This window comes from Nocardia cyriacigeorgica (genome assembly GCF_005863245.1).
Taxonomy (GTDB): domain Bacteria; phylum Actinomycetota; class Actinomycetes; order Mycobacteriales; family Mycobacteriaceae; genus Nocardia; species Nocardia cyriacigeorgica_C.
In genome coordinates this window covers 101,037-114,289 of sequence record NZ_VBUT01000005.1, presented here as the reverse complement: position 1 = coordinate 114,289, position 13,253 = coordinate 101,037, and the positions used below count along the sequence as shown (strand labels likewise).

The 13,253-nt window shown below is 67.3% G+C and carries 12 protein-coding genes; 9 read left to right on the top strand and 3 right to left on the bottom strand.

Going from position 1 to position 13,253, the window contains the following annotated elements:
• Positions 1-181 precede the first annotated feature (181 nt).
• The 3 genes from FEK34_RS13680 to FEK34_RS13670 are packed head-to-tail and all read right to left on the bottom strand — an operon-like array spanning position 182 to position 3,299.
• Positions 182-1,345: a sulfotransferase family protein gene (locus FEK34_RS13680; RefSeq protein WP_138448259.1), complete on the bottom strand. Its 1,164-nt coding sequence runs from the start codon at positions 1,343-1,345 to the stop codon at positions 182-184.
• 14 nt (positions 1,346-1,359) lie between these two features.
• The gene (locus FEK34_RS13675; protein ID WP_138448258.1) at positions 1,360-2,136 is read right to left on the bottom strand and encodes an SDR family oxidoreductase; all 777 of its coding nucleotides are present in this window, start codon (positions 2,134-2,136) and stop codon (positions 1,360-1,362) included.
• Positions 2,136-3,299 (bottom strand): DUF1214 domain-containing protein, encoded by a 1,164-nt coding sequence (locus FEK34_RS13670; protein ID WP_138448257.1) that lies wholly within the window; start codon positions 3,297-3,299, stop codon positions 2,136-2,138. The genes FEK34_RS13675 and FEK34_RS13670 overlap by 1 nt, the downstream gene beginning before the upstream one ends.
• A gap of 82 nt (positions 3,300-3,381) precedes the next feature.
• On the opposite strand from FEK34_RS13670, the gene FEK34_RS13665 reads away from it, so the two are divergent.
• From FEK34_RS13665 to FEK34_RS13625, 9 genes are all read left to right on the top strand, one after another.
• Positions 3,382-4,281 (top strand): helix-turn-helix domain-containing protein, encoded by a 900-nt coding sequence (locus FEK34_RS13665; protein ID WP_138448256.1) that lies wholly within the window; start codon positions 3,382-3,384, stop codon positions 4,279-4,281.
• Positions 4,282-4,290: 9 nt separating this feature from the next.
• The gene (gene cysD / locus FEK34_RS13660) at positions 4,291-5,223 is read left to right on the top strand and encodes a sulfate adenylyltransferase subunit CysD (protein ID WP_138448255.1); all 933 of its coding nucleotides are present in this window, start codon (positions 4,291-4,293) and stop codon (positions 5,221-5,223) included.
• Positions 5,223-7,055 (top strand): adenylyl-sulfate kinase, encoded by a 1,833-nt coding sequence (gene cysC, locus FEK34_RS13655; RefSeq protein WP_138448254.1) that lies wholly within the window; start codon positions 5,223-5,225, stop codon positions 7,053-7,055. Before cysD ends, cysC begins: the two co-directional genes overlap by 1 nt.
• 204 nt (positions 7,056-7,259) lie before the next feature.
• Positions 7,260-7,805, top strand: a complete 546-nt coding sequence (locus FEK34_RS13650) for a dihydrofolate reductase family protein (protein ID WP_138448253.1) — start codon at positions 7,260-7,262, stop codon at positions 7,803-7,805.
• A 93-nt stretch (positions 7,806-7,898) separates the two neighbouring features.
• Complete coding sequence (locus FEK34_RS13645) at positions 7,899-9,692, top strand: acyl-CoA dehydrogenase (RefSeq protein WP_138448252.1); 1,794 nt, start codon at positions 7,899-7,901, stop codon at positions 9,690-9,692.
• Positions 9,693-9,735: 43 nt separating this feature from the next.
• Entirely contained in the window at positions 9,736-10,380 is a 645-nt protein-coding gene (locus tag FEK34_RS13640; protein ID WP_249359118.1) for a QsdR family transcriptional regulator, read from the top strand.
• 161 nt (positions 10,381-10,541) lie between these two features.
• The gene (locus tag FEK34_RS13635) at positions 10,542-11,315 is read left to right on the top strand and encodes a GntR family transcriptional regulator (protein ID WP_138448251.1); all 774 of its coding nucleotides are present in this window, start codon (positions 10,542-10,544) and stop codon (positions 11,313-11,315) included.
• Entirely contained in the window at positions 11,316-11,543 is a 228-nt protein-coding gene (locus tag FEK34_RS13630; RefSeq protein ID WP_036536327.1) for a 4Fe-4S dicluster domain-containing protein, read from the top strand.
• A gap of 8 nt (positions 11,544-11,551) precedes the next feature.
• On the top strand, positions 11,552-12,931 hold the full coding sequence (locus FEK34_RS13625) for an ABC transporter substrate-binding protein (protein WP_138448250.1): 1,380 nt from the start codon (positions 11,552-11,554) through the stop codon (positions 12,929-12,931).
• Positions 12,932-13,253: the final 322 nt, after the last annotated feature.

The following is a 13,253-nucleotide window of genomic DNA, read 5'->3' as shown; positions in this document are numbered from 1 at the left end:
CGTCAGCCGGCAGCGCGGCATCGCACGCTGGAGCATCGCAACCCAGCGCTAGGCCCCGGCAGTGGATCCGACGACAGGCGCCACGGCGCACCGACACACCCCGGGCAGGCAAGGGCCGTGAATGCGACGATCCGGCCGGTCCGCCGCGACCTGCGGGCTGCGGCGACCGGCCGGAAGACGCTCAGCGCGCCGGGAAATGCGCCTCCAAGTACGGCCCGAAGCTGGCGTCGACGGCTTCGGCGGTGAGATCGAAATCAGCGAGGGTGTACTTGTGCGCCGGTCGTGCCGCACCCGAGGTGGATTCGGAATGCAGTGCGGTCATCGCCGCGCGGGCCTCGTCGGTGAGGTCGAGGTCGAAGTGGCGGTAGATGCCTTCGACGGTGCCGATGGGGTCGGCAACGAAATCGTCGTAGTACACGTCGCAGAACTGGGCAGCGTCATGCTTCTTGCGGTCGTCGAGGAAACGTTGCGCGCCGCGTGACCACAGTTCGAGCTGGGTGCGCCCGACGACCGCGCCGCGGAACTTGTCCGACCAGCCGGCCGAGGCCTGTTCGTTCAGGCTGCACACCGAGGCGATGATGGTGCTGGGTGCCCGGTGCATCTGGATGATCAACGCGTCCGGGTACACCGCGAGCAGCGCGTCGAGGGCGAACAGGTGGCTGGGGTTCTTCAGCACCCACCGCCGGTCGACGTCGTTGAGGCCGATGAGTTGCAGGTTGCGCCGGTGCCTGCGGTAGGCGCCGGTCCAGTCCTGCTCCCGCAGCCACTCCGAATAGGTGGGCAGGTAGCCGAGGCACTCATACGAGATCGACATCGCCGATTGCCGCAGCAGCTGCCAGCACTCCTCCACCTGGTCGGCCGAAATATGGTGCACCCCCATGAATTCCGGGTGCTCGACGTGATGCTTGTCGTAGGCGGCCTGCAACCGCTGGAAGATCGGGTTCTGCTCCCACGTCTCGCGCGGCGGACGCGGCTGCGGCATCTCCGTCAGCCACATTTCCAGCCCCTGATGCCCGGGATCGGCGGTCAGCAGCCGGTGCACGGCCGTGGTGCCCGAACGCGGCAATCCGGTGACGAAGATCGGCCGCTCGATCGGCACCTGCGCGTACTGCGGGAACTGCTGACAGGCCGATTCGCTCAGCAGCCGCGCGATCAGCGCACCACGCAAGAAGGCGCGGTTGACCTTGTTGCCGAACGGGGTCAGTTCCGCGTCCCTGGCATAGGAATCCAGCAGGACTTGCAGACCTTCGCGGTAGTCGTCGGCGCCGAAATCGGTCAGCCCGACCACCTTGCTCGCCGAGGCGTGCAGATCGTCGATGGTGCCGACGTCGTCCCTACCGATCATGTGCGTTTCGCTCCTCAATTGTGGTACTCCCCGCAGTTGACATCCAGGCACGCCCCGGTGATCGCCCGCGCCAGCGGCGAGGCGAAGAAGACGACCGCGTCGGCGATCTCGTCGGGCTCCGGCAGTCTGCGCAGGTCGATGGTGGCGGCGGTTTCGGCGTACACCTCGTCGCGGGTGATGCCGCGCTGTTCGGCCAGGTAGTTGAAATACCATTTCAGGTTGTCGGCCCAGATATAGCCGGGGGCAACGGAATTCACCCGGATGCCGCGGGGGCCGAGTTCGGTGGCCAGGCTCTGCGCCAGCGCCAGCAGGCTCGCCTTGGCCATCTTGTAGGGGCCGAAGGTGCGCCGTGAGTGGTGCAGTACGGCGGAGTTGATCATCACCACCGAACCCTTGGTTTCCTCGAGCGTGGGCACGAACAACCGGGTCAGCCGCAGCGCCGCGAGCACGTTGGTTTCGAAGCCGGCGCGCACCGCGTCCAGTTCGACGTCGGCCAGGTCGACGATGGGCGGGATGGCGAACGCGTTGTTCACCAGCGTGTCCACCCGGCCGAAGGCGCTGTGCGCCGATTCCACCAGGTTCTGCGCCGCCGTTTCGTCGTTGATATCGGTCGGCACCACCACCGCGCGCCTGCCGAGGTCGGTGATCTCCTTGGCGACCTCGGCCAGCCGGGATTCGGTGCGCGAGGCGAGCACCACGTCGGCGCCGGCGGCCGCGGCCTGGACCGCGATGGCACGGCCGAGGCCGGGACCGACCCCGGAGACGACGACTACCTTGTCCTGCAACAACATCAGCCGAGCATCCTTTCCGCCACCGCCGCCTGCCGGGCCGCGATGCGCTCACGCCACTGCTCGGGGGTCACCCGCGCCTGCTCGTGGTACGGCAGCCTGGCCGCGATCTCATCGAACTTCACCACTTCGACCGTGGGTCCGTCCTCGGGTTTCATGTCCCGGGACAGCCGTTGCCAGCGGAACTGCAAGTAGCCGCGAGCGTGCCCGGTGGTTTCGATCCAGTTGGCCAAGCCCGGATCGCGTTCGCTGACCACCAGCCGGATCATCCCGTCCGGATCCACGTGTGCCTGGTCGGCGGTGAGGCTGGTCTGGTGGTTGATGTAATCCAGCGACAGATACCACATGCTGCCGAGCTGGAAGCCCTGGTAGGGCGCATCCGACTTCGGCACGGTGATGATCATCGCCTCGTCGTCGGCGAGTTCGTAATGCCCGGCCGAGGAGAACTGCGTGGTCAGCCCGCCCGGGGTGCTGCGCGGCTCGGTCATGGTGTTGACCGGCAGGTTCAGGTAGAACCACTGCGGGAACGCCAGAAAGGTCTGCAACCGGGAGACCAGCATCTTGCCCGCCACACCGTAGCGCTTGGTCATCAGATCCTTGGTCAGCGGCGGCGGCGCGGCACCGGCCTTGTCGGCGCGCCGGATGCGCAGGGTGCCGGGCTTCTCGGCACTCCAGTCACTGAAAACCTCGCGCACCACCAGCATGGCCGAATCAGGGGCGAGGGTGATGTAGTTCCGGCCGGCAGGACCCGGACCGAAACGAACCTCGAAAGACCCGTCCGCGGCGATATCGATGGCGCGATCGTCGAATGCAGTGGTGCTGTCGGGCACGTCGACGGGCGAATAGTCGCCGTTCAATACCTGGAAACTCAGATCGCGGGTGGTGCCGCGGGTACCGGTGACCACATATTCGGCATCCGGACGCAGATAGGAATGGAAGTAGAGCGTGTCCGGATTGTCCAGCCCCATTTTCGTGTACGGGCCCGTCGACTGGACGAAGAACGGGAAATCGCGTTCATACGCCCACGCCATCTGAATGGCGGCCCGAATACTGCCCGCCAGATAGTCGTAGCCCTCGACGAGATCCTGTTCGGTCCGGATATGCGGCGCTTCGGTGATGATCTTCTCGGCGGCGGCGATGGCGTCCGCGAACGGTTGCGTCAGCAATAGACTCTCCGGTGTTCCATATATGTACCGCTCTGGTACATTCTGCTACCAGAGACATTAGAACGTGTTCTAGGAGTGGTCAATGGTCGAACGGCGATCCGCGCCGACCCGGCGGGTGGTGCAGGTGCTGGATTTCATCGTCGAGCAGCAGGGCAAGCGGGTCGGGCTCTCCGAGCTGGCCCGCACCCTCGACCTGGCCAAACCCACCGCACTCGGCATCCTCACCGAGCTCACTGCGGGCGGCTACTTGGTCCGCGATCCGCGCACCCGCACCTACGGCCCCGGTCCCGCGCTCATCGCCGCGGGCCGGGTCGCGCAGGACAGCTTCGCCATCGCCGGCGTTGCCCATCCCGAACTGGCCCGCCTCAGCCAGGAATACCGCACCACCTGCACCGCATCGGCGGTGGTCGGCGAGCAGATCATCGTGCTGGAGAGCACCGGCCCGGGCATGGTCAAAGTGGGCGCTTCCTACCATTTCGCACCACCGGTCGGCCTGATGTACGTGCTGTGGGATACCGACGCGGCCTTCGACGCGTGGCTGGCCATGCCGGCGACGGTGCCGTTGCAGCAGGACGAGGCCCGGCTGCGCCAGATCGTCGCCGAATGCCGCGAACGCGGCTACCTGGTGGAATCCATGACGGCGGCCGGGCGGCGGTTGTATTCGCTGCTGGCGGGATTCGCCGCCCGCGAACTGCCCGACGATCTGCGTGAAGTGGTCGCCGAGCTGGTCACGAGCCTGGGCGAACGGGTGTATCTGGGCACCGATCTGCGGCCACGCAAACAGCATCCGGTGAGCCTGCTGGCCGCGCCGACCTACGACGCCGACGGCAGGCAGAACATGGTGCTCACGATGTATGTCGGCGCGTCGATCACCGGCGCGGAGATCGGCCGCCGCGGCGAAGCCCTCGTCGCGGCCGCCGATGCCGTCACCGAAAAGTCCGGTGGCTGCAAACCATTGACCAATTCCCGAAACGTGTTCTAGTTTTGGATCGTGAGCCAGTACGCAAAGTCGGCGGCGAACACCTACGAGCTTCCCCATCTGGACGCGCTCGAGGCCGAGTCGGCACATATATTCCGTGAAGTCGCAGCGACTTTCGAACGCCCGGTGCTGTTGTTTTCCGGGGGCAAGGATTCGGTGGTGATGCTGCACCTCGCCGCCAAATCCTTCTGGCCCGCCCCGCTGCCGTTCCCGGTGCTGCATATCGACACCGGGCACAATTTCGACGAGGTGATCGAGTTTCGTGATCGCACGGTGCGGCGGCTGGGGCTGCGGCTGATCGTCGGCCGGGTCCAAGACGATATCGATGCGGGCCGTGTCACCGAGGACAGCGGACCCCGCGCCACCCGCAACCGGCTCCAGACCACCACACTGCTGCGCTGTGTGCGCGAGGGCCGCTTCGAGGCTGTCTTCGGCGGCGCGCGGCGCGACGAGGAGAAGGCGCGCGCCAAGGAGCGGGTGTTCAGCTTCCGCGACGAATACGGCCAGTGGGATCCGCGCAGGCAGCGCCCCGAGCTGTGGAACCTCTACAACGGCAGCCACCGGCCAGGCGAGCACATCCGGGTGTTCCCGCTGTCGAACTGGACCGAACTCGATATCTGGAGCTATATCGCCGCCGAGGGCATCGAGCTGCCGTCGCTGTACTACGCGCATCGCAGGCCGGTGGTGCAGCGCGATGGAATGCTGTTGGCGCACACCCGTTTTCTGCACCTGCTCGACGGTGAGACGCCGTACGAGTCGACCGTGCGGTTCCGCACCGTCGGCGATGCCACCTGCACCGGCTGTGTCGAATCCAGTGCCGCCTCGCCCGCCGAGGTGGTGGCCGAGGTCGCCGCCGCCCGCGTCACCGAACGCGGCGCCAGCCGCGCCGACGACCGCATCTCCGAGGCCGGGATGGAAGACCGCAAACGAGAAGGCTACTTCTGATGACCACTTTGCTGCGCCTGGCGACCGCGGGCAGCGTCGACGACGGTAAATCGACCCTGATCGGACGGCTGCTGTTCGATTCCAAGACCCTGTTCACCGATCAACTCGACGCGGTGGAACGCACCAGCCGCGATCGCGGCGAGGATTATCCGAACCTCGCGCTGCTCACCGACGGCCTGCGCGCCGAACGCGAACAGGGCATCACCATCGACGTGGCGCACCGCTATTTCGCCACACCGCGCCGCAAGTTCATCATCGCCGACACCCCTGGCCACATCCAGTACACCCGCAACATGGTCACCGGAGCCTCCACCGCCGATCTGGCGCTGGTGCTGGTCGACGCGCGCAAGGGTGTGGTGGAGCAGACCCGCCGTCATGCCTTCCTGGCCGGGCTGCTCGGCATCCCGCATCTGGTGCTGTGTGTGAACAAGATGGATCTGGTGGACTGGTCGCAGCAGCGGTTCACCGAAATCCGCGAGGAATTCGCCGGTTTCGCGTCCAAGCTCGACGTCACGGATCTCAGCTTCGTGCCCATGTCGGCCCTGCACGGCGACAATATCGTGCACCGCGGCACCGCCATGCCCTGGTACGAGGGCACCCCGCTGCTGCACCATCTCGAAGAGGTGCATATCGCCTCCGACCGCAACCTGATCGATGCCAGGCTGCCGGTGCAGTACGTGATCCGCAGTCACACACCGGAATTCCGCGGCTACGCCGGAACCATCGCCGGCGGCGTCTTCAAACCCGGTGACGAGGTGACGGTGCTGCCGTCGGGTCTGAACACCACTGTCCGGTCGATCTTCGGACCGGGCGGTGTACCCATCGACGAAGCGTTCCCGCCGCAGGCGGTGACGGTGCAGCTGGCCGACGAACTCGACGTCTCGCGCGGTGACCTGATCTGCCGTCCCGCCAACCGCCCGCAGGTCGGGCGCGATCTCGACGCCATGGTGTGCTGGTTCGCCGAGGACGCCCAGCTCACTGCCGGCGCAACCTACACGCTGCGCCACACGACCCGCTCGACACCGGTGGAAGTGCGCTCGCTGGACTACCGGCTCGACGTGAACACCCTGCACCGCGACGAGCACGCGACGGCGTTGTCACTCAACGAGATCGGGCGCGTACAACTCCAGACCAGGCAGCCGCTGCTGTTCGATCCCTACCGGCGCAACCGCACCACCGGCAGCTTCCTGCTGGTCGACGACAGCACCGGCAATACCGTCGCCGGCGGCATGATCACCGGCCCGAGCCTGCCGTCCTCGCGGGTGGTGTGGCATTCCACCGCGGTCGAACGTGCCGAGCGCGCGACCCGCGGGATGACGGTGTGGTTGACGGGCCTGTCCGGCTCGGGCAAGTCGACGGTCGCGGTCGAGCTGGAACGGCGGCTGGTGGCGTCCGGGCGCCCGGCGTTCCTGCTCGACGGCGACAACCTGCGCCACGGCCTCAACGCCGATCTCGGGTTCTCCGCCGAGGACCGGGTGGAGAACGTGCGCCGGGTCGGTGAGGTCGCGCGGCTGTTCGCCGAGGCCGGCGTCATCGCCATCGTGTCGCTGATCAGCCCGTATCGGGCCGACCGGGACCGGGCGCGGGCCGTGCACGAGGCCGCGGGCATTCCGTTCCTCGAGGTCTTCGTCGACACCCCGCTCGAGATCTGCGAGTCCCGCGACCCGAAGGGCATGTACGCCAAGGCGCGCGCGGGTGAGATCAGCGATTTCACCGGCGTCGACGCACCGTACGAGCATCCGCTCACCCCGGGCCTGGTGCTGCGGCCGGCTGACGGTGATCCGGCGGCGATGGCGTCGACGGTGCTCACCCTGCTGGCGAGCATGGACTGACACCGGCCCGGGCGGTCGCGGCCATGCTGCCGCCCGGCCGGGCCGTCGACCGCGCATCGCAGGCAAAGCGTCGGCGCGACCGGGCCGTACCGCCTATCGTCGGGCGAGAATGCCGATGCCGCCGGTCGCATGAGGCCCGGCAGCGTCGGTCCGGAGACTTCGACCCGCGTCCGTGGGGCGGCGGGCGCACCGAAAGGAAGCACCGTGGGGACCATCGCAGTACACGAGTTCATCTCTCTCGACGGAATGTACGACGACCCGAGTTTCACCTTCGCCTACGGATTCGATCCGAAGATGGCCGACACCCTCGCCGAGATCACCGGCGCCGCGACCGGCATTCTGCTCGGGCGCAACACCTTCGAGATGTTCGCGCCGGCCTGGTCGACCCGCACCGTTGACGACGATCCGGGTGCGCCGTTCTTCAACGACACCATGAAGTACGTCGTCGGTGCGCGGGAACCGGCGGTCGAGTGGGCCAACAGCACCCGTCTCGGCGCCTACGACCCCGAGGTCATTCGCAAGCTCAAGGCCGAGACCGACGGCGTCCTCTACATCAGTGGCAGCGGGCAGCTGGTCCGCGCGCTGCTGCGGGACGGCCTGGTCGACAATCTGCACCTGTTCGTGTACCCGATCGCGCTGGGCACGGGCGAACGGTTCTTCGACGACGCCACCACCAAGCTGGCGCTGATATCGACCGATGTCTACGACAACGGCGTCGTGCACCTGAACTACGGGCCCGCCGCGGACTGAGGGCATCGGGGCGGTTGTGGCGCTCCACAGGGGCCGGGTGCCGCCGCGGAAAGTATGGTACACAGGAGGCAACTTGTACCGAAGGGATGCTCGATGCGGTCTACTCTCCTGTCCCGGCGTGATCTCGACTTCCTGCTCTACGAATGGCTCGACGTCGAGCGGCTCACCGAGCGGAAGCGGTTCGCCGAGCATTCCCGGGAGACCTTCGACGCCGTCCTCGACCTGAGCGAACAGCTGGCGACGAAATACTTCGCCTCGCACAATAAGCTCGGCGACGCCAACGAACCAACCTTCGACGGTGAGCGCGTCACCCTCATTCCCGAGGTGGGCGCCGCGTTGCGCGCCTTCGCCGAGGCCGGGATGCCCGGTGCGGCGATGGACTACGAACTCGGTGGCTCCCAGCTGCCCGCCACCGTGGCCCAGGCAAGTTTCGCCTGGTTCCAGGCCGCCAATCCGGGCACCTCCGGCTATCCGTTCCTCACCATGGCGAATGCGAACCTGCTGCTCACCCACGGTCGCGAGCACATCGACCGGTTCGTGCGACCGATGGTGGAGGGCCGGTTCTTCGGCACCATGTGCCTGTCGGAGCCGCAGGCCGGTTCGTCGCTGGCCGATATCGTCACCCGCGCCGAACCGCAGCCCGACGGCACCTACCGGCTCTTCGGCACCAAGATGTGGATCTCCGGCGGCGATCACGAGCTGGGCGAGAACATCGTGCACTTGGTGCTGGCCAAGATCCCGGGCGGGCCGGCCGGCACCAAGGGGATTTCGCTGTTCGTGGTGCCCCGGTTCCTCGTCGAGGACGACGGCTCCCTCGGCGAACGCAACGACGTCGCCCTGGCCGGGCTCAACCACAAGATGGGCTACCGCGGCACCGTCAACACGGTGTTGAACTTCGGTGAGGGCAAGTGGACTCCGGGCGGCGCGCCGGGTGCGATCGGCTATCTGGTGGGCGAGCAGCATCGCGGGCTCGGCTACATGTTCACGATGATGAACGAGGCCCGCATCGGCGTCGGCCTGGTCGCCACCGCCCTCGGTTACACCGGCTACCTCGAATCGCTCGAGTACGCGCGCACCCGTGCGCAAGGCCGGACCAAGGGCGCGGCCGATCCCACCGCACCGCAGCGTCCCATCATCGAGCACGCCGATGTGAAGCGAATGCTGCTGGCGCAGAAGGCGTATGCCGAAGGCGCGCTCGCATTGGTGCTCTACTGCGCCCGGCTGGTCGACGAGCACCGCACCGCTTCCTCCGACGACGAGCGCCGCGCGCTGACGCTGCTGCTGGACATCCTCACCCCCATTGCGAAGAGCTGGCCGTCGCAGTGGTGCCTGGAGGCCAACAGCCTGGCCATCCAGGTGCACGGCGGCTACGGCTACACCCGCGAATACAACGTCGAGCAGCACTACCGGGACAACCGGCTGAACCCGATTCATGAAGGCACGCACGGCATTCAGGGCCTCGATCTGCTCGGCCGCAAGGTCACCCAGCAGGGCGGGGCCAGCTTGCGCGCGCTCGACGAACGCATTCGCGCGACCATCGGCGAGGCTCGCGCACAGGGTGGTGAGCCCGCCGAGATGGCCGCGCAGCTCGAATCGTCGTGGCAGCGACTGGTCGAGGTGACCGTGGGCCTGTTCGCCGACGGCGACATCGAGGCCGCACTCGCCAACAGCTCGATCTACCTCGAAGCGTTCGGCCACATCACCCTGGCGTGGATCTGGTTGCAGCAGGTGCTGGCCACCGCCGGGAACGAGGGCGACTTCTACGACGGCAAGCGGCACGCGGCCCGGTATTTCTTCCGCTTCGAACTCCCCCGCACCGGTCCCCAGCTCGACCTGCTGGCCGCCCGCGACACCACCACGCTGGACATGCGCGATACCTGGTTCTGACACCTCGATTAGATACATACCATTGTGGATGTATCATTCGGGTGTGACCAGCGACGAGCCTACCGTATCCCGCCCACCGGGGCGTCCGGCCTCCGCGACCCGGGAAGAGGTCGTGGAGCTGGCGCGGCTGGCGTTCCTGGCCGGTGAGCGGGTGGATGTGCAGGCCATCGCCGCCAAACTCCGGCTCAGCCGCGCCTCGGTGTACCGCTGGTTCGGCTCGCGCGACGGCGTGCTGGGTGCGGTGCTCGCCGGTGAATTCGAGAACCTCATCGAACGCGCGGACTCCCGCCGCCGGGCAAGTGGTGCCCAGCGCATTCTCGATGTGCTCTACCGGGTCAACCGGTGGATGGCGGGCAATGAACCGTTCCGCCGCTACTTCGAGAACGAGCCGATCGCCGGGCTGCGCATCCTGACCACCGGCGACGGCCCGGTGCAGCCGCGCGTGGTCGCCGCGGTGGAGGCGCTGATCGCCCGCACCGAGGAGCAGGACGACTACCGGCCGCCGCTGGAGCGCTCGCTGCTGGCCTACACCCTGGTCCGGCTCGCCGAGGCCTTCCTCTACAGCGACAACGTCACCGGGCTGCGCGGCGACGTCGACCGCTTGCGTCAAGTGCAGGCGGCGTTGCTCGGCCTCACTCCGGAGGGCGAGGACATCCGCGCCCCGCGGCATTCATTGGAATCGGCGTGATCACAACCGCCCGCGGTACGCCGAAGGTGGCGCAATGGCATTCGGCGCGCGCGTTTGCCCAGGTCGCGCGCCCGGCCCACCCGGCGTAATTCCCACGCCCGTTCCGAGCCGCTCACGCGGCGGCAAATCAGCCACCGAAATCGCCGCTATCGTCGCTGTTCATGCAGGTCAGCGACAGAAACGCGGAGACGCCCTCCCCCGTGCGGCGGCTGCGGGCCGACGATGCGCGCCGGGTCGCCGATATCCTGCGCCAGCAGATCCACACCGGCGCGTTCGCCGACACCCTGCCCGGTGAGCAGGAGCTCGCGGCCGAATATCAGGCCTCCCGCAACACCGTGCGCGAGGCGCTGGCGTTGCTCCAGGACGAAGGCCTGATCGCCCGCGCACCGCGCGTCGGCACCAAGGTCGCGGCCCGCAAGTTCGACCACGGCCTGGACACCCTGCTCGGATTGCAGGAAACCTTCGAAGGTCACGGCGTGATCCGCAACGAGGTCCGGGCTGCGACGCGGATCAGTGCACCGCCCGCGGTGGCGCGCCGGCTGGCGCTGGAACCGGGTACCCGCGTGGTCTACATCGAGCGCCTGCGTTATCTCGGGGACCTGCCGTTGAGCCTGGATCTCACCTACCTCGCACCCGACGTCGGTGCCGCGGTGCTCGACCACGACCTGGAACGCACCGACATCTTCGTCCTGCTGGAGCAGATCAGCGGCCAATCGCTGGGCTCAGCCGATCTCGCGGTGGAAGCCCTCTGCGCCGACCCGCACACCGCGGCCACCCTCGACATTCCCGCGGGCGCAGCCCTGTTGATGCTCGAGCGTCTCACCCGCCTCGAGGACGGCACTCCGGTCGACCTCGAGTACGTCCGCCTGCGCGGTGACCGAATCACTATGCGCGGCAGCCTGTCTCGCAGCATTCCCGAATGGAAGGTCCTCTAGATGGCTCTGGCGAACCAGCGCACCGATATCCCCGTGACCATCGACGAATCGCTGTGCATCTCCGGGTGCACGCTGTGCGTCGAGATCTGTCCACTCGACTCCCTCGCCATCAATCCCGACAACGGCAAAGCCTTCATGCATGTGGACGAGTGCTGGTACTGCGGCCCCTGCGCCGCCCGCTGCCCCACCGGCGCCGTCACCGTCAACATGCCGTATCTCCTGAGGTAGTTCACATCATGAAACATTGGAAACGCCTGGTCGCCGTAGCTGCCGCCACCGCAGTGGCGCTGACCGGATGCTCGCTGGAGGAGGCAACTTCCGGCGATACCGTCAAGGTCGTCATCGGCTATCAATCGAAGACCATCAACACCGTCACCGCGGGAACGCTGCTGCGCGCCCAGGGCTATCTGGAACAGCGCCTGCAACAGATCACCAACAGTGGCGGCGCGAAGTACGAGGTGGAATGGCAGGACTACGACACCGGTGCGCCGATCACCGCGCAGATGGTGGCGGAGAAGATCGATATCGGTTCGATGGGCGATTACCCGTTGCTCATCAACGGGTCTCGCACCCAGGCCAATGAACGTTCGCGCACCGAGTTCATCTCCGTCACCGGGTACAACCCCAAGGGCGCGTTGAATATGGTCGTGGTGGCGCCGGACTCGCCCGCCGATGAGCTGAAAGACCTTGCCGGTCAGAAGGTGTCGGCCAGTGTCGGTTCGGCCGGGCACGGCACGCTGGTGCAGGCACTGACCCGGGCGGGTATCGATCCCGTCGGTGGTGTCGAGGTGCTCAATCAGCAACCGCAGGTCGGTGCCTCGGCACTGGAATCCGGTCAGGTGAGCGCCCTGTCGCAGTTCGTGGCGTGGCCCGGGCTGCTGGTGTTCCAGGACAAGGCGAAGCTGCTCTACGACGGCGCCGAACTGAACGTGCCCACCTTCCACGGTGTGGTCGCCCGCAAGGATTACAGCGCCGCGCATCCGGAAGTGGTCGACGCGTTCTTGCAGGCCCAGCTCGATGCCACCGAATTCCTGTGGCGGGAACCGCTGGAGGCCGCGCGCATCGTCGCCGAGGGTTCGGGGCTGCCGCAGGAGGTCGTGTACCTGTACAACGGGCCCGGCGGCACCTCCTTCGACACCACCCTCAAACCGAGTCTGATCAGCGCCTTCAAGGACGATGTGCAGTACCTGAAGTCCATCGGTGACTTCGCCGATCTCGATATCGACGCCTTCGTCGACGACACCCGGCTCCGCGCAGCGTTCGCCGCCCGCGGCGGCCGCGACTACGACAGCGCCCTGGCCGACACCACCAATCAGACCACCGGCTCGGGCACCGAACTGTGGCTCGACGGGCAGGCCACCCAGCCGCTCGCCGACGCCACCGCCCTACTGCGCGCGGTGAAAACCGCACGGGCACAAGGCGCGACCATCCGCTCGGCCTACATCGTGGATACCGAGCTCGGCACCCGGTGGTTCGCCGACAAGGCGGTGTGGCTGCGTGACGGTGAGACATTCCTGCCCTTCACCACCGCAGCCGCGGCCCGCCGCTACCAGCAGGCGCACCCGGCGGCGCAGCCGGTGAGCTATGACGAGGCCGTCAGCGAGGTCCGGTCATGACACGATCGCGCACCGACTTGCCCGCGGTCGCCCAGGCGGCAGGAGAGTCCGCCGGTATCGGACCGACCTCAGCCGCCGAGTTCGCTACGGACACCGGCAGCAGCGGCAGCAACGGCAACGGCAACGGCAACGGCAACGGCAACGGCACACGGTCGGTGACAAATGCCCACGCCGTCAACGGCTCTGCTCCGGCCCCCGCCTCCGGCCCCGAGGCCGCTGCGGCTGTTCGGCCCGACACCCGCCGCCGCGATCACGCCGGCTCGGGTGAGGGCGGTGCCTTCCACGTCGGCGCCGAGCGTGCCTCGGCACATGGAATCGAGTC